The sequence below is a fragment of the Thermoactinomyces sp. DSM 45892 genome, from assembly GCF_900107305.1.
Taxonomy (GTDB): domain Bacteria; phylum Bacillota; class Bacilli; order Thermoactinomycetales; family Thermoactinomycetaceae; genus Baia.
Genome location: NZ_FNPL01000027.1, coordinates 1 through 16,548 on the forward strand (window position 1 = coordinate 1; position 16,548 = coordinate 16,548).

The following is a 16,548-nucleotide window of genomic DNA, read 5'->3' on the forward strand; positions in this document are numbered from 1 at the left end:
AAGATAAAACTAAAGGGCATGAGTCCGGTTCAATACCGAACACATACCCTACAGGTTGCTTAAATCTTCGTGTCTAACTTTTTGGGTTCACTTCAGAACTAGATAGCCTTTTTTCTTTGTTTATCGATTTATTTTCTATCTACGAGTCGATTTTGTATCAAAAGCATCCCGCAAACCATCTCCGATGAAGTTAATGGATAATACGGTTAACACAATCAGAACACCAGCAGGAATCCATTGCCACGGTCGCTCCGTCATGATGGTATAATCCATGCCATCATTTAGCATGCCTCCCCATGCAGGAGTCGGATCAGGAATACCGAATCCTAGGAAGCTCAATGCTGCTTCGATACTAATCATCTGCGCCATCAATAGAGTTGCATTCACGATGATCGGTGCGATTGCATTCGGCATCATATGCCTAAAAATAATACGGAAATTTTTATTACCGATTGCTTTTGCACTTTGTACATACTCCATCTCACGAAGTGATAAGAAGATTCCTCTTACGAGACGAGTCGTCGTAGGCCAAGATGTCAGCGCTAAGGCCGTGATCAGTAGCGGAACGGTAGTCTTCTCAAAAATGGAGATTAAGAAGAGAACAAACACGAGGAACGGGAAGTTCAACATTAAGTCTGTAAATCTCATCATGAGACTGTCTACTTTCCCTCCAAAATAACCGGCTATCGATCCAAATGTAATCCCGATGACAACGGTAAAAAACATGGTGCAAAAACCAACTACTAGAGACACTCGGCCACCTGTAACCAAGCGAGAATAAATGTCATAGCCCATCGAGTCAGTCCCTAAAAAATGCTCACCACTCGGAGGTAAATCCTGACTCGTAAGGTCTGTTAGCTCCGGATTATGTGTAGTTAACCAAGGAGAAGCAACGGTTAGAAGTACAATAATGGAAAGAACGATCAAGCCCACAAATGCCATTTTATTCTGCAGGAATCTTTGAAATCCTAGCTTAAAGGGGGATGCGTGTTTCTCTTCCTTTAGATTCTTCCTGTTTCCCAATTCAACACTAACCTTCATATGAGTCACCTCCTAGTCATATTTAATTCGTGGATCCACAAATGCATATAAGATATCTGCAATTAGATTCCCAATGAGAACCGCCATAGAGGTCATCATCGTGATCGCCATCACAACAGGATAATCCCGAGTTGTAATGGACTGTATATATAATTGGCCCACTCCTGGGAAACCAAAAATAGTCTCGGTTATGATCGCACCACTGAGCAAGAGGCCCAGATCGATTCCAAATAGTGTAACGAGGGGAATCAATGCATTGCGCAATACATGCTTCCTTAAAACTTTACTCTCTGAAAGCCCCTTTGAACGAGCTGTTCTCGTATAGTCCTGTGCTTTCGCATCTAGAACACTTGCCCTGACATAACGATTATACTGCGCGATATTAATGATCGCTAACGTCATAGCAGGCAAAATAACGTGATGCAATCGATCCATTATATATTCTAAACCCTCATATCCAGAAGCTTCTGTCTCCGAACCACTATACGGAAACCATCCTAACTGAAATCCAAATAAATAGATTAATAATAGCCCTGCAAAAAATGATGGCATCGAAAACCCAATGAAGGAAGCACTGGTAAGGGTATAATCCAATTTGCTATAAGGTTTATTAGCTGAAAGGATTCCAAGCGGTATCGCAATTATATATGTAAAAATTAACGCAACTACTCCAAGAAATGCGGTCTTCCCTATACGTTCACTCAGTAAATCCTGAACTAACACTTTCTTATCAAATGAGACTCCAAAATTCCCTTGTAGGAAATTTTTAGCCCAAAAGAAAAACTGTTCCACAGGTGGTTTATCAAGCCCGAAATCTTCTTTTAGTTTAGCAATATAGTTGGCATCTGTGTGTTGGTCTAGTTTACCAGCTAACGGATCTCCCGGTGCTAATTGCAACAAGGTAAACAGAATGATGGAAATAAGAACAATCATTGGAATCGTTACAAGTAATCGACGAGTAACATATTTAACCAAGCTCTTCACCTCTCTCTACATGATAATGAAAGACGCGTAGCCGTGCAGACTACACGTCTTTCATTTCAAAGCTGTATATCGACTACTTTACATCCCAATCCACAAAACTTGGATGCCCTAACGCACCACGGTAGTCGTACTGAACTCCAGTGATACGCTTGTTATAAGCATCGATAATATTTTGAGAGTATAACAGAACGACTGGAGAATCTTGTTGGAAGATCTTCGTCCAATCTTTAATCAATTCTTTACGACCTTCTTTCGTAAATGCTTTTTGGTCGTACATCGAAACACCGATTGATTTATCACTTTCTGGACTCTTCCAACGATAGTAGTTAGACTCAGCTGTAGAGCCATAGATGTTTTTAGGGTTTGGATCTACATCAGTTGTCCAACCCATCAACCACATTTCCATCGTTTTATCTGCTTTTTGCTGTACCACTTCAGCTAGAGCGGCGAAGTCTTTCGGTTGCTTTAGATCAATTTTGATACCAGCTTTTTCTAAATCTTCTCGGATCAACTTAGCCGATTGTTCACGCACTTGATTTCCTTTAGGAAATTCTAAAGAGAGTACATATGGCTTACCAGATGGATCTTCTACAAATCCATCTCCATTTGTATCTTTGTATCCTGCTTCAGCTAGAAGAGCTTTCGCTTTTCCTGGATCATAGGAATACTCAGCATCTAGATCCTTGCTGTAAGCCCAGCTCTTAGGAGAAACGGGAGTACTAAGCAATGTACCGTGACCCTTTAAAAGACCTGTTACCATTTGTTCACGATTGATCGCATATGCGATAGCACGACGTACTCTTTTATCTGTGAGTTTTGGATGGTCTGTTCTAAAACCAAGGTATTGATATCCAAGATCGGTGTCTTCTACAAGCTCAACATCCTTAAAACCTTTGATGGTTTCAAAACTTCCAGGCTTAATCCGAGAAACCATGTCCACTTTTCCTTCTTTTAACGCCCCAATCGCTACATCTTCTTGAAGCACTTTCCAAACGATTTGATCTAACTTTGGCTTCCCTTCCGCAGCACCATAGAAATTTTTGTTTTTCTCAAGCACTACAAACTCTCCAGCCTTGATTTCTTTAATAGTGAAAGGACCACTTGTTACAATATTTTCTGCTTTTTTCACCGCTGGGTCATTCTCAAGTGTTTTAACTGGCTTGTTCTCGAAAATGTGTTTTGGCATAGGTGTGCTAAACACCTTGGTGCTAAGATCACGAGCATCGCTCTTCTCGAAGGTAACTTCTAGATTGTAGTCGTCTACCTTTTTAATCCCTTCGATGTCCTGAGCTTTCCCTTCGCGATACTCTTTTGCACCTTTGATTGATTCCACATATTCAAAACGGGAACCACTATATTCTTTGTTGGCGATAAACTTCCATGTAAAGATCACATCATCCACTGTAAGCGGCTTGCCATCTGACCATTTTGCATCCTTACGCAATTTGATAGAAACGCCATCTTTTTTCTCGGACTCTTTCCAAGACTCAGCTAAGTCAGGGATGCTGGTTTCTAATTTCTCATCCTGTTTCCACAGGGAAGCAAATGTTTGATCCAGGATATAAGCATCGTACACACTATCATAAAGTGCGGGGTTAAATTTTCCATCAAATGTACTGTTCATCGTTGCTGTAATGGATTTCTTTTTTGCCCCGTCGCCGGAAGATTTGCTACCACAAGCAGTTGCGAATACGGAAAGGCCCATCACGACTGCCAGAGAGAGAATACCGATTTTACGTTTCTTCATGCTTTTTCAACCTCCTAATTAAATGGAAAAAAATAATATAAATCCTCCGAAGTCCTTCGAGGCATCACCCCTTTGATAGATTCCGTTCTACTAATCGTAGAGGTGACACGCTACATAATGTTCACCGCCAAGATGCATCATCTCTGGACGCTCCACCTTACAACGATCAAATGCTTTTGGACAACGTGGATGAAATGCACATCCTTGTGGCGGATTAGACGGACTCGGTACATCTCCCTTTAAAATAATCCGTTCACGCTTTAGACGTGGATTCGGGATCGGTACAGCCGAAAGGAGTGCCTGCGTATACGGATGGGCTGGCTTCGTATATAACTCTTCCTTCGGTGCAATCTCTGCCATACGCCCGAGATACATTACTCCCACACGATCGGAAATATGACGGACCACACTTAAATCATGGGCGATAAAAACATAGGCCAGTCCAAACTCTCGTTGCAAATCTTCCATCAAATTTACAACTTGCGATTGGATCGAAACATCTAATGCTGAGACAGGTTCATCCGCCACAATTAATTTAGGTTGTAGGGCAAGCGCTCTAGCAATCCCGATCCGTTGTCTTTGACCACCCGAAAATTCATGTGGATAACGACCACCAAAGTTTTTATTTAACCCAACCGTATCCATAATCTGAAGCACACGATCCTGACGATCTTTTTTTTCTCCAATGTTATGAATATTGAGGGGCTCCTCAATTAGCTGTTCTACGGTCATCTGCGGATTTAACGAGGCATATGGATCTTGGAACACCATTTGTAAATCACGACGAGCTTTTCTCAAAGCCTCACCTTTTAATGTAGTAAGATCGATACCATTAAAAAGGACTTGTCCATCTGTTGGTTCCATCAACCGTAGAAGCGTCCTCCCAGTTGTCGATTTACCACAACCGGACTCCCCAACTAAGCCAAAGGTCTCACCTTTTTTCACATAGAAACTAACTTGGTCCACTGCCTTCACGTCACCCACTTTACGTTTGAAGAGACCACCCTTAATAGGGAAATACTTACTCAATTTCTTTACTTCTAATAGGTGGTTACTCATGGCTGAACGTCCCCTTCTCTGGATGATACAAGAAGCATCGTACTTGATGGCGATCTCCTATACGGTATAAGTCAGGTGCATGATCAAAGCAGTGATCCATCGCTTTATCACAACGTGGTGCAAAACGGCAACCGATAGGAAATTCCTCTGGGGTTGGCACGTTTCCACGAATGGAGTAAAGTCTTGTTTGATCTGCTTCCAAATTGGGAACAGATTTCAAAAGGCCTTCGGTATAAGGATGGGATGATTTCTCAAAAACATCAAATACGCTTGCTTCCTCCACTACTTTTCCTGCATACATAACCACTACACGATCCGCCATCTCAGCTACTACACCCAGATCGTGGGTAATCAATAGAATCGAGGTCTCAAATTCTGCTTTTACATCCCTCATCAATTCAAGAACTTGCGCTTGAATCGTTACATCAAGAGCAGTAGTAGGCTCATCCGCAATCAATAACTGCGGGTCTGTGGACATCGCCATCGCAATCATGACACGTTGCCGCATACCACCAGATAATTGGTGTGGGTACTCGTTCATAATATCTGCGGCACGAGCAAAACCCACTAGATTTAATCGCTCAATCGCGCGTGCTTCCGCCTCCTTTTTACTGAGCTTATGATGTAGGATCAATCCTTCTGTCATCTGATCCCCGATTTTGAGCACAGGATTGAGAGAGGTCATCGGTTCTTGAAAGATCATCGCAATCTTATTTCCGCGAATTTTACTGATATCTTCAACTGACTTCTTAGTCAGATCATTTCCCTCAAACATAATTTTCCCTTGTGCAATTTTCCCAGTACCTGGCAATAGACCCATAATGGATAAGGAGGTCATACTCTTTCCACAGCCCGATTCTCCTACTAAAGCAAGCGTTTCTCCTTTATTCATCGAGAAACTAATATCATCGACAACCGTGATTGCGCTTTTTGTATTCTGGAATACTGTTTTTAAATTCTCAATTTGAAGTAAAGCCTGCGACAATCCTATCCCTCCAATTCTAAAAGAAAGAAAAAATATGTAATCTAATTAATTAGATATAACAAAATATAAAATGCTATATTTCTATTCTGATAAATAATATGAAATATATGATATAAGGAGATTTTACCCGAATCTGGAAAAAACATTTCATTAGATTAACACTAAATCTCCTGCTAATTGTAACAAATTTTATTTGATTTCTTTTTATATTGCAATAGGTCTCACTTATCTTTTAGAAAAAAATTTCACTTAATTATTTAGATTCTCGTAGTTTTGGTAAGTTGAAATTTTTATAAAAAAGAGATATTTAATTTGGTATTTTACTTAGGATGTTGCTTTATTTGCATCCATTTCAAAGAATACTCTGGACCGTATGGATGATAAACAATACCTTGTACATACGGCTTTTGAAGTCGAGGAATCACCCTTTGATACAGCGGAATCACTGATTTATCCTGATAGGTCAAAATATATTCCGCCTCCGCTATGAACCTAGCTTGTTTTACTGCATCGATTTCCTTATGGGCTTGAGCTACCAATTGATCGTACGTTGGATTTGTATAACCTGTTGTGTTTTCTACAGCACCGGTCGTAAAAATATCGAGAAATGTGAGCGGGTCATAGTAGTAAGATTTCCATAAATTCACTACTAAATCTAAACCACGTCCCTTCATTTGCTCTCGAATTTCTTTTGCCTGTACTTCGTTCGTAGTACAAGCCTGACACATTTTTTCTTTGAATACTTCACAAACCTTCTTTACCTCTGGTTGGTCAATACACGTAACTTCACTGGGTTTTGTTGGACTGATGATATTTTCTTTTTCATCTGTTTTTGCCAAATCATTTCTTTGATAAGTAAGATCAGGCATAATACTCTTACTCTTAACAAATGAAGTCTGATCCATTAACTTCTCAACAGCATACGCATAATATTTCTTTGTATTTCCATCTAGCTTCGGGTTTACATACAAGTAGTAAATGGTGGTTCTAGGCACTGTTATCATGTCACTTTTGATCGTCGCTTCGTCCATTTTATTATGCATCTGCATAAAATCCACTTCATTAGATACATATTTATTGTCTGAATCTCTATTGTTCTTGCTAACAAATATGATGAAACCGTTACTCTTCACCGATTGATGATCCCAGTAACTACTGTTTTTCACTGCTACTAGTTTATTTAATGTAAACGTTTCTAACTGAAAAGGCCCATTAGAGACCAATGTCCGAATGTCACTTCCAAATACATCTTGATACTTTTCGTATAGATCTTTTCGCTGTGGAAACATAGCGCTATTCGTCGTCAATGACAAAAAGTTTCGATCTGGCTTACTCAATGTTATCGTCAATTTATTACCATTTGAAGCCATCATTCCTTGTTCTATCTTTCCTTCTGTAAAGCCTTTTATATTCTGAAATAGATAACTATTTTTAGAGATTTTAGAATCGACAGCCCTCGTCCAAGCAAAGATAAAGTCCTCTGCTGTGACCGGTTGACCATCACTCCATTTCGCATTTTTTCGAAGCGTAAACATGTAGGTTTTATAGTCAGGACTCACTTCTACTTTTTCAGCCATACCGTAAGTTGGTTTGCTATCTTTATCTAATCGCATAAGCCCTTCCATGATATTATGTAACACATTTTGGGTGCTTTGATCGTTTACTAACGCACTGTCTAAATTACGTAGTTCTCCCGTCTCTACGATACGCAACATATTCGGAATCTTCGGCTCATCCACTAGAACAGAAGAATCATCTGCTCCTTTTTCCATAGAAAAGAAGCTGGTATAAACCAAAATAATCACAATCGAAATCGCGACTAACTTACCTAGCTGGTAATAATGTTCCCTTGGCTCTTTTTCACTCCATTTGTGGATGAAAGCTTGTTTTAGTTTCTCAAACCCTTTATATGAAGTTGATTTACCTATTTTCGCTATGTAATGAATGATCCGTTTAAACCGTGTCATGTAGCCTTCCTCCTCTTCGTTCTGGAATGGGTGGCTCATATTTCTTCATTATAATATAAATTTTTTGAATATCAAATAGATCAAACAACTAGTTTATTCAGATGTTTCTCTTATTACTTTAGGCTGTAGACGATGTCTGATGTCAGACAAGACTACAGCCGCATTTCAATAATACCTATGAAACCTACACAAAGTGAATCCACCCATTCACTTCTACCATCTCCAGAAATTTAGCCAGTCGTGGGAGAATCGGTTCCGCTTCTTCTCCAAAGTGATTCAATAGATCATCGCTAATCTGCTGAACGGTTCGAACTCCTTCACATCGTTGGATAACGAAACTTCCTAATGAATCTAATTGCACTTTGATCACTAAAGGCTGTTTTAGAAAGCGAATCGAAAACCGCTCGATCCAGCTCAATCTAGGCAATAATACTTTACACAAGTTCTGGTTTTCTTCGTTTTTCTCAATCTGAAAATGACTCCGTAAACACGGCTTCATCTCAAGTAGATTAAGAGTAGATGTTTTCTTCATACGGTGTAACATAGTAAACTCCTATCTCTGTTGATACTAGGTAGTAGGTTTCTCCTTAGAACTAAATCGAGTAGCTGCCCATAAGAGAGAGATGGCTAACAATGCGAACACGGTAATGGGCATCCAGTTATTATCGAAGGCAATGGGTTTATCAGGATCGATTACTTTCGGCACAATTAATAAGGCGATAACCACACTAATCAAGGCTTCCCCTGCTATTAAGCCTGAAGCAAATAACGTTCCTACTTCTTCCCGTCTACGTCGAATCTTTTCATCTTTCGCAAAGGCTTCGGACAACCAGCGGATGATCCCACCTACCATGATCGGGGAACTAATCGATAGGGGAAGATAAAAACCAACTGCAACCGTTAACGAGTTCAATCCTAAAAATTCGATCGTAATCGCTAGGCCAATACCCATAAAAATAAGGTCCCATGGTAGATTTCCACCCATAATTCCTTCCACGATGATGCGCATTAATACAGCCTTAACCGCGGGTAACTCGGTTCCACCTAACCCATAAGTGGAATCAAATAAAGTTAATACATACCCAATCAATAATCCACTCGCAAGCACCCCGATCATCATCGCAATCTGTTGTTTCCAAGGGGTTCCACCTACTAGATAGCCTGTCTTCAAATCTTGCGAGATATCACCAGCGACTGCTATAGCTACACAGACAATAGCCGCTACAACTAACGCCGCTACACTACCTTCTGTTCCAGAAAAACCTGTAGCTTTGTATAAAATGGTCACGATTAACAAAGTAGCAATCGTCATTCCCGATACAGGCATAGAAGAGCTTCCCACGATCCCAACAATTCGAGAGGCCACTGCTACAAATAAGAATCCAAAGATTGCAATGGCAATCGCACCTAGAACGCCTACATTGGTTACAGGAGTAAAAGCAATGATCAATATTAAAACCAATACACCAATCCCAATATATTTGTATGAAAGATCCTGGTCCGTACGTTCTAAGGTACCCTGTTGATCCTGGGTACGAAGACTGACGATCGTATCTCTTACCGATTTAATGAGTAGCGGGAGTGTCTTAAGCAAGGTGATTAATCCACCTGTGGCTACTGCTCCTGCACCAATATACCGAATGTAGTTTGAATAGATCCCACCAGCATCGATCGTACTAATCGGCTCAATAGCTGGGAAGAACGAAGTAGGACTCCCTGTAGTAAAAAAAGAAATCATCGGGATAAAAACAACGGATGCAAACAAACCACCTGCCATCATCTGACCTGCAATGCGGGGTCCTATAATGTAGCCGACTCCTAATAAAGAAGGCATCACATCCATCCCGACAGTAGCACCCTTATAACCAGCAATAGCGGTTCCGACCGAATTTTTGATCCAACGAAGCCCATCAAACACCTTTACAAGCCCACCGATCGCAAATCCCGCAAAGATTAAGGCTGCGCTACTTCCACCTTGCTCGCCGGACTTTAGAACTTCTGCACAAGCAGTCCCTTCAGGATAGGGGAGAGTTTCATGTTCATTTACAATCAACAGTCGGCGTAATGGGATCATCATGAAAACGCCTAAGAATCCTCCTGTTAACGCTATAAATGCAACCATTCCCTGCGAAGGGGTTAACTTCATAAGATACAAGGCTGGGATGGTAAAGATCGCTCCAGCTGCGACTGCCTCACCCGCAGTGGTCATCGTTTGAACGATATTATTTTCTAAAATCGATTCTCGACGGAATATTCCTCTTAAAATCGCCATCGAAATCACGGCCGCAGGAATCGAGGCAGTGACAGTAAGTCCTATCTTTAGTCCTAGATATGCGTTAGCTGCACCGAAAACAATTGCCAATACAACTCCTAATATAACGGATACAATTGTGATCTCAGGCAGAGAACGCGAAGCAGGTATATAGGGAACAAATTTTGATTCGCGCTTCAAAGAAAATCTCCTACCTTCTTTTTTCTATGTATCCTTACATTGCCCATTTATTGATAAAATATAAAAACAGCATCCTTCATCATTAGGATACTGTTCTTGTATAACAACATATATTTATAAATGTACCCAATAAAGTGTCGGTACCTTTTTATTAAATTCCTGTTTCATCATCTCAACATACCAACTTGCAAAGGCAATTTTTTTACTTGTAATCTCTTTTGCTTCCGTTAACTTTTTACATGCCGTCGTTTCAAAGTAAATCTGTTCTTCAAAAATCTGCTTGCACTCAAATAAATAGTGATCTGGGTAAATGAGCCTTGAATAAATCAAAGCATGCTCTTCTTCTTCAATGGGATGAACTTGATCGTATTGCTTGATAATTCGGGTAATTAGCTCTTTACTTCCGGTAGAACGATACGCAGTCAGCAGCCAATCACCCACATCTTTCGTTCGTACCTGATAGCTTAGTTGATTCCAATCAACTAGCTGGGCCCTATGATCCTCATCTCGAATCCAATTCTTCCGCGAACAGTTACTATGACAAAGCTTCCCATTTACCCTACTTTGTTCCCGAACTACTTGGCCTGCAATCTTTTCATCATATTCTTGAATCGATTCCAGCAAACTTTGGTAGTAGGTTCCCATTCGTGATAAAGCAAGATCTACTTGATTCGGTATCTCTGTCCATTTGGCGGCAAGGGTATAGATTTCGTGTTTATGTGCTTCTTCTTTTTGAGTCTCGGATGAGTCCATCCACTTTATTTTTTTCTTCGTCTCTGGCTCCCATTCCGCGCTCTGTTTATGAAAAGAAGCCAATTGTACCGTAGCATCTAACCAATCTTGTTCCTGATCCCAAGATATGCTTTCCCCGTGAATCCAAGGATAAATCACGTAATTCCGAGCAAATCCTGTTAGGACATGTTTTTTATTTTTTATAGAGCTAAGTGGCATCGGCATTTCCATAACGCGGTCAGGCAGTGACTCCATCCATGGGGCTACTTGGATCAGCAGTTTATAACTATCTAGTTCGCTTTTCTTAATACGTTTACATCCATATGAGCCTTGATCTGTCTCCAGATAGATAACACCCGATACGGGCCGGGCTGAGAGCACCTTAAAACCATAGTGATATTCAAGTAATTGGGTTAAATGAATCTCTCCTGTCCACTGGTCAAGCTGCTCTGATACCTCTTTTGAATCCTGTGAAAGCATATACCTTCACCCCTACTTCTTCATTCACTTATGCCCATATTGTATGTAAAGAATCGTAGTCTGTGCTTACTGAATGGAAGTAATTTGCTTTTTAGAGCGTGGATGGATCACATCAAGCCCTCCCGTCGCATTTAACACACTACCCGTAATAAAATCCGATGGTTCTTGTAGTAAAAAATGTACGATCCTCGCTACATCTTCCCCCGAACCGGGCCGACCACGCGGCGTCTCTTCATCAAAGATGTTGGTTACTTGCTCACGTGTCATCTCTTTATATTCTCCAATAATATCTCCAGGACTTACCATATTGGCAGTGATCCCATATACAGCTTCCTCAACAGCAATACTTTTCATAAATGAAACCAAACCTGTTTTCGCTGCTGCATACACGGATCTATCTGGCCACGCAGGAGCCTCTGAAACGCGACCAAATCCAAAATAAATCAGCCGACCAAATAGTTCTTCTCTCATCATCGGGATCATTTCATGCGTCAACCATAAGCTACTCATAAAATTTCCTTGAATTAATTCCTCTATCTCCTCCGCAGAATGGTCGGTAAATAATTTTCTCTCTCGTAAAAAGGGGCCAACAGCATGTACCAAAGCATGAACCCCGCCAAAATCCTTTTTTACTTCTTGTACCAATGATCTAATTTCCTGACGACTTGTTACATCTGCTTGATAAAAACAAACTTTTTGACCCGTCTGATCAGATAGCTCATTTGCATAGAAAACCCCTTGATCATACGATCTCGCAGCAATCGCAACACTCCATCCAGATTCCGCCATAACCTTGGATATCATTCTCCCGATCCCTTTATTACCACCTGTAATGAGTAATGTTTTCATGTATGGTCCGCCTTTCCTTCCTAATTAACATAATTCCCACATCTTCGGTAAACCTATCAATTGAAGAGAAAATGGAGTGTGATATATGAATCAATCAGTCTCAGCTTCGACAAAAGACGTTCATCAAACAACCATTGAATGGATTCATCGACGTGGAATCAATGAATCCCAGATAGCCGAACTCACATTATATTTACAGAAAGACTTTTTTCCAGACCTAACGCTAGAAGAATGTCTTGTAAACGTAGAAAAAGTACTAGAAAAAAGAGAAGTACAAAATGCGGTTTTAACCGGAATTCAGCTAGATATTTTAGCAGAATCAGGTAGTTTGATTGAACCATTACAAGATATGATCGTGCGGGATGAAAGTTTGTATGGCATTGATGAAGTATTGTCGATAGCGATTTTAAATGTTTATGGAAGCATCGGTTTAACGAATTACGGCTATATTGATCGGGTAAAGCCAGGAATCTTAGCCAAATTAAATAGTAGGACAGATGGTGAGATTCATACGTTTCTCGATGATTTGGCTGGTGCCATTGCAGCTGCAGCGGCCTCTCGAATCGCTCACAATCGACAGCAGTAATGGGTAAAGGTCATCTCCTTACATACGAGATGACCTTTCCATTTGCTACTGTCGAAACGGAACATAAAAGTACCGTTTCCCTGCACTTTCTACTTCTATCTGTTGATTGTTTCGTAGGTATTCCAAATGGGCCAATGTTTCAGATAGTGCAAAACGAATATTATGAATTGACAAGTCCTTACCAAAAATATGATCACATACTTCAGTAGCCGAAACACGCCCCGCTGTCTCAACAAAGTCTTGCATATGTTTTAATCTGCTCTCGTGATGATGCCGAATTTGTTCAATTCGTTCTTGATAATTTTCAAATATAGGACCATGGGAAGAAAAAACCCTCTTTACAGGCAGTGATGCCATTTTCTCAAGTGTTTTCAAATAGGATTGAAGAGGGTTCTTATCACAATTAGGCCACATACTAATATTAGGTGTGATGCGAGGGAGTAAGAAATCCCCACCAATTAGCCATTCACGCTCTGGATCATAGAAACTAAGATGACCATCTGCGTGTCCCGGTGTATGGATCACTTTATATGTACGATCGCCTAATTGAATTTTCGAACCCGCACGAAGAAAGGTTGGGGTTGGATGCGGTTCGATCCATGGAATAAAACTAGCTAGATGTTTCGGAATTTGCTTTACCACGCTTTCATCTAAGCCATGCCGTCTAAACGCACTAGCGAGATCTTGTGCCATCTTGCTATCCCGATCCCAAAAAAGCTGAGCTTGCTGAAAATCAACTTGCGAGATGTAAACAGGGATCCCACCTGCTAATTGTTGGATCCTCCCAGCTAACCCGTAGTGGTCTGGATGGTAATGAGTGAGGACGATCTTCTCTACATCTTTCCAAGTGATTCCTAGCTCCTTCATCACCGACTCCCACACGGTAAAGTCTTGCTCGATATTTAACCCCGTATCCACGATCGTAACGCCATTTCCCCCCATAAATAAGTACGCCTTGATCTCTTTTAAAGCAAAAGGCAACGGCAATGGCACTTCCACAATATCTTCCCAACGATTCAACAATGGATTCCCTCCTATTTCTCTAAATCTCCCATTTATCTAAATGATCCACTACAAAAGTGGGGGTTATATTGTATTTCTCTACATCCAGTCTCGTATGAACACCCGTTGTGACCATCAATGTATCTACGCCACCACGTACACCCGTCAAGATATCCGTCTCCAGATTATCGCCCACAATCAAGGTCTCATCCGCTTTGATTCCCAGAAGCTCCAGCGCATATTGCAAAATAATCGTTTCTGGCTTTCCGATTACAACAGGCTTCGTATTACTGGCATGCGAGATCGCGATATTAATCGTCCCACTACCCGGAAGATACCCCTCTTCAGTGGGTAAAACCCGGTCCACATTCGTCGCAATATAGGCAGCGCCAGCTTGAATGGCTAGACTGGCTCGTTTACATTTCTCATAATCAAAAGAGCGATCGATTCCGGCCACCACTACATCTGGCTCATGATCTACCACAGTCATCCCAACTTCTTTCAGCGCATGACGTAGGCCCTCTTCTCCTACTACAAACACCTTCGACTCTGGATGATTCTTCTGCACATACTGTGCTGTTGCCATAGCTGATGTATACACTTGTTCCGGTGTGGCAGGAAGCCCAAAGCTCCTTAGATACTTCGCAACTTGCTCAGGAAGACGAGAGGAGTTATTCGTTAGATACAGATAGGGGATATTTTGCTCCACTAATCGTTTCATAAAGTGGACAGCCCCCGGAATGACCTCAATTCCTCGGTATAACGTACCATCTAAGTCAATCAAATACCCTTCATAACGCTTCTGATTCATCCTAATTACTCCTATCCAACTAACCTTCTGCCATGATACTATTCAATATTTCCTTTTTCTCTCTCTATCCGCAAGAACATTTGAACTTGGTGGTCAAATTGAATCATTACTTGGTATTGCTCGGTAAAAGCCGCAAGCTCATCTATCTGAACTTCGGTATAATGCCGTACTAAGCGATCACGTAATAAAATCCATTGCTTCCATACAGAACCGACTGATGACTCGATCACTTGTTCATCTTCCATGATATCTACAATATCAAGATAGCCACCTGGATCACGCATAATAAAGTCATCAATGATCGTATTCCCTACATCAATCATGCATTCTACTGCTAGATGGGCCGCCCGCTCTAATGCAAAGCGTTCTATCATGCCTTGGCTCCCGATTTGTAACTCTGAAGCCATCGAATGACAGGCGCGCAACATGTCTAATTGCTCTTGAATTCTTGAGATGTTTAGTTTGTATAACATAGTATCCCTTTCCTTGTTCACTCTTATCAATTCCATTATAAACGATCCAGTCACATCGAAACCACACTAGGAACCACGCAACTTTACGAAGTACAAAATATACATATAAATTTAATATAAGATGTTCTGCATGATTCAAAGACTGATCACTAGCAGGGTCAATCTGATTACAGAGACTGAGAATAAATCAGTTTACATCATTCTTATTTAACATAATTTTCTAATATGTTTTTGATATTTAAATGAGGGAACTACACACAATGTGTGTTAAAACAATTCATTCTTTCATGAGGTGATCTAAATGAAACAAATCGTGTTTACCTACAGCCCCTTATCTCTTCCAAGTAACCATTACAAACAACATAAGGAGGAATTTTTGTGACTTTCTTAACAAAACTAAAGTCCTTTCTTGAATGTACGGACTTCATGATTCACAAGCCAAAGAAAACGCTAAATGTGATGCACTCTCAAGAATTTATCGAACTCATGATAAATCGTCACATTCGGTAAAAAGAAGTGGAGCATAGCACATCAATTAAAAAAAAGCATCCCTAGCATTCACTGTCTAGAGATGCTTTTTCTATCTGCCCAACCAAGCTAAGGTAGAAGCATATCAATGACAGCTTTGTTTTCGCAGGAACTGCGGGTAGAGCCTGCTAAGACGGGTGTTCGCAGGAATCTACCACTGGTGGTTTTTCAATCAATAGCTTGCTCCTCTAACATATCCCCTCACACGATAGGAAGCAGAGCCGTCTGTAATATCAATTCTGTACGTCCCCGGTTTCATCCCATCGAAGACCGTTGCGTAGCAGTCCTCTGAACCGGCGAAGTGATGATTAGACGTACAAGCACCTGTTTCAGTGTTACATAGTCGGACTTTCAGCGTCTTACCATCGACTGACATCCCGCCCACTGTAATCGGCCCCCGACCATCCTTTGCTCCCAAATTAACCTCAACATCCCTCTTCGATTTTGTGGTAACGATTGGGCGCCCATCCCATTTGCCATCTTCTGTCTCAAAGTAAGTCCAATTAAATTCATTTGCTCTTACGATTTCATTTGCTCCAAACAAAACAACAAGTGCTAAACTAAGTATAAATAGTACTTTTTTCATAGGAACACCTCCTAGTATTGAATACTCCCACCACCTACGCTTAAAAACACTAAGAGGTGGGGGATTCTTGGGTAATCCTTGGTAACCCAAGGAAATTTACCAAGCTTACACCGTAGTCCCTACGGCGAGAAGTCTCAAACCTTCTTGCAAAATATTTTTAGATGCATTGATATACTTGGGAGCATTGATTTTATTGCCATTCGTAAGGATGGCAAAGTGCTTTAGCCCTAAATCAATTCCGATTGCACTTTCTTTATCTACTGGAA

17 protein-coding genes are annotated in these 16,548 nt (G+C 40.8%); 3 read left to right on the top strand and 14 right to left on the bottom strand.

Annotation, left to right across the window (positions count from 1 at the left end; genetic code table 11):
* Positions 1-63, top strand: a 63-nt coding sequence (locus BLU58_RS17340; RefSeq protein ID WP_369813716.1) for an integrase core domain-containing protein, incomplete at its 5' end; no start/stop codon positions are given.
* A gap of 72 nt (positions 64-135) precedes the next feature.
* Here BLU58_RS17340 and opp4C read toward each other — a convergent pair.
* From opp4C to BLU58_RS15660, 10 genes are all read right to left on the bottom strand, one after another.
* Positions 136-1,041, bottom strand: coding sequence for an oligopeptide ABC transporter permease (opp4C, locus tag BLU58_RS15615; RefSeq protein WP_072333330.1), 906 nt, complete (start codon positions 1,039-1,041; stop codon positions 136-138).
* 12 nt (positions 1,042-1,053) lie between these two features.
* Positions 1,054-2,016: an ABC transporter permease gene (locus BLU58_RS15620; protein ID WP_093293737.1), complete on the bottom strand. Its 963-nt coding sequence runs from the start codon at positions 2,014-2,016 to the stop codon at positions 1,054-1,056.
* An 82-nt stretch (positions 2,017-2,098) separates the two neighbouring features.
* Entirely contained in the window at positions 2,099-3,772 is a 1,674-nt protein-coding gene (locus tag BLU58_RS15625; RefSeq protein ID WP_093293738.1) for an ABC transporter substrate-binding protein, read from the bottom strand.
* Positions 3,773-3,862: 90 nt separating this feature from the next.
* On the bottom strand, positions 3,863-4,831 hold the full coding sequence (locus BLU58_RS15630) for an ABC transporter ATP-binding protein (protein WP_093293741.1): 969 nt from the start codon (positions 4,829-4,831) through the stop codon (positions 3,863-3,865).
* Positions 4,824-5,816 carry an ABC transporter ATP-binding protein gene (locus tag BLU58_RS15635; protein ID WP_255404754.1) on the bottom strand — a complete coding sequence of 331 codons (993 nt, stop codon included), beginning with the start codon at positions 5,814-5,816 and terminating at the stop codon, positions 4,824-4,826. The genes BLU58_RS15630 and BLU58_RS15635 overlap by 8 nt, the downstream gene beginning before the upstream one ends.
* A gap of 320 nt (positions 5,817-6,136) precedes the next feature.
* A complete protein-coding gene (locus BLU58_RS15640) occupies positions 6,137-7,783 on the bottom strand; it encodes a peptide ABC transporter substrate-binding protein (RefSeq protein WP_176786721.1) in 1,647 nt (548 codons plus the stop codon).
* Positions 7,784-7,967: 184 nt separating this feature from the next.
* A complete protein-coding gene (locus tag BLU58_RS15645; protein ID WP_093293748.1) occupies positions 7,968-8,327 on the bottom strand; it encodes a PqqD family protein in 360 nt (119 codons plus the stop codon).
* Between the two features lie 24 nt (positions 8,328-8,351).
* On the bottom strand, positions 8,352-10,235 hold the full coding sequence (locus tag BLU58_RS15650; protein ID WP_093293750.1) for an OPT family oligopeptide transporter: 1,884 nt from the start codon (positions 10,233-10,235) through the stop codon (positions 8,352-8,354).
* A 114-nt stretch (positions 10,236-10,349) separates the two neighbouring features.
* Positions 10,350-11,447 (bottom strand): protein kinase family protein, encoded by a 1,098-nt coding sequence (locus BLU58_RS15655; RefSeq protein ID WP_093293752.1) that lies wholly within the window; start codon positions 11,445-11,447, stop codon positions 10,350-10,352.
* Between the two features lie 66 nt (positions 11,448-11,513).
* Positions 11,514-12,296 carry an SDR family oxidoreductase gene (locus tag BLU58_RS15660; protein ID WP_093293755.1) on the bottom strand — a complete coding sequence of 261 codons (783 nt, stop codon included), beginning with the start codon at positions 12,294-12,296 and terminating at the stop codon, positions 11,514-11,516.
* 85 nt (positions 12,297-12,381) lie between these two features.
* Here BLU58_RS15660 and BLU58_RS15665 point away from each other — a divergent pair, with 85 nt between their 5' ends.
* Positions 12,382-12,882, top strand: coding sequence for a phosphatidylglycerophosphatase A family protein (locus BLU58_RS15665; protein ID WP_093293757.1), 501 nt, complete (start codon positions 12,382-12,384; stop codon positions 12,880-12,882).
* A gap of 45 nt (positions 12,883-12,927) precedes the next feature.
* Here BLU58_RS15665 and BLU58_RS15670 read toward each other — a convergent pair whose 3' ends face one another.
* Genes BLU58_RS15670 through BLU58_RS15680 form a run of 3 tightly spaced genes read right to left on the bottom strand, consistent with a single transcriptional unit; the run spans position 12,928 to position 15,168 of the window.
* Positions 12,928-13,905 carry an MBL fold metallo-hydrolase gene (locus BLU58_RS15670; RefSeq protein WP_093293760.1) on the bottom strand — a complete coding sequence of 326 codons (978 nt, stop codon included), beginning with the start codon at positions 13,903-13,905 and terminating at the stop codon, positions 12,928-12,930.
* Between the two features lie 19 nt (positions 13,906-13,924).
* A complete protein-coding gene (locus BLU58_RS15675; protein ID WP_093293762.1) occupies positions 13,925-14,695 on the bottom strand; it encodes a TIGR01457 family HAD-type hydrolase in 771 nt (256 codons plus the stop codon).
* Between the two features lie 38 nt (positions 14,696-14,733).
* Positions 14,734-15,168: a DUF86 domain-containing protein gene (locus BLU58_RS15680; protein WP_176786722.1), complete on the bottom strand. Its 435-nt coding sequence runs from the start codon at positions 15,166-15,168 to the stop codon at positions 14,734-14,736.
* A 378-nt stretch (positions 15,169-15,546) separates the two neighbouring features.
* On the opposite strand from BLU58_RS15680, the gene BLU58_RS17070 reads away from it, so the two are divergent.
* Positions 15,547-15,678 (top strand): hypothetical protein, encoded by a 132-nt coding sequence (locus BLU58_RS17070; protein ID WP_255404755.1) that lies wholly within the window; start codon positions 15,547-15,549, stop codon positions 15,676-15,678.
* Between the two features lie 190 nt (positions 15,679-15,868).
* Here the strand turns inward: BLU58_RS17070 and BLU58_RS15685 are convergent, their stop codons facing one another.
* Positions 15,869-16,282 (bottom strand): hypothetical protein, encoded by a 414-nt coding sequence (locus BLU58_RS15685; RefSeq protein WP_093293767.1) that lies wholly within the window; start codon positions 16,280-16,282, stop codon positions 15,869-15,871.
* Positions 16,283-16,548: the final 266 nt, after the last annotated feature.

Excerpts from the sequence above, each read along its gene's own strand:
- opp4C (WP_072333330.1), bottom strand. The coding sequence starts at position 1,041 with ATGAAGGTTAGTGTTGAATTGGGAAACAGGAAGAATCTAAAGGAAGAG.
- BLU58_RS15625 (WP_093293738.1), bottom strand. The coding sequence starts at position 3,772 with ATGAAGAAACGTAAAATCGGTATTCTCTCTCTGGCAGTCGTGATGGGC.
- BLU58_RS15630 (WP_093293741.1), bottom strand. The coding sequence starts at position 4,831 with ATGAGTAACCACCTATTAGAAGTAAAGAAATTGAGTAAGTATTTCCCT.
- BLU58_RS15640 (WP_176786721.1), bottom strand. The coding sequence starts at position 7,783 with ATGACACGGTTTAAACGGATCATTCATTACATAGCGAAAATAGGTAAA.
- BLU58_RS15645 (WP_093293748.1), bottom strand. The coding sequence starts at position 8,327 with ATGTTACACCGTATGAAGAAAACATCTACTCTTAATCTACTTGAGATG.
- BLU58_RS15655 (WP_093293752.1), bottom strand. The coding sequence starts at position 11,447 with ATGCTTTCACAGGATTCAAAAGAGGTATCAGAGCAGCTTGACCAGTGG.
- BLU58_RS15660 (WP_093293755.1), bottom strand. The coding sequence starts at position 12,296 with ATGAAAACATTACTCATTACAGGTGGTAATAAAGGGATCGGGAGAATG.
- BLU58_RS15665 (WP_093293757.1), top strand. The coding sequence starts at position 12,382 with ATGAATCAATCAGTCTCAGCTTCGACAAAAGACGTTCATCAAACAACC.
- BLU58_RS15675 (WP_093293762.1), bottom strand. The coding sequence starts at position 14,695 with ATGAATCAGAAGCGTTATGAAGGGTATTTGATTGACTTAGATGGTACG.
- BLU58_RS15680 (WP_176786722.1), bottom strand. The coding sequence starts at position 15,168 with ATGTTATACAAACTAAACATCTCAAGAATTCAAGAGCAATTAGACATG.
- BLU58_RS15685 (WP_093293767.1), bottom strand. The coding sequence starts at position 16,282 with ATGAAAAAAGTACTATTTATACTTAGTTTAGCACTTGTTGTTTTGTTT.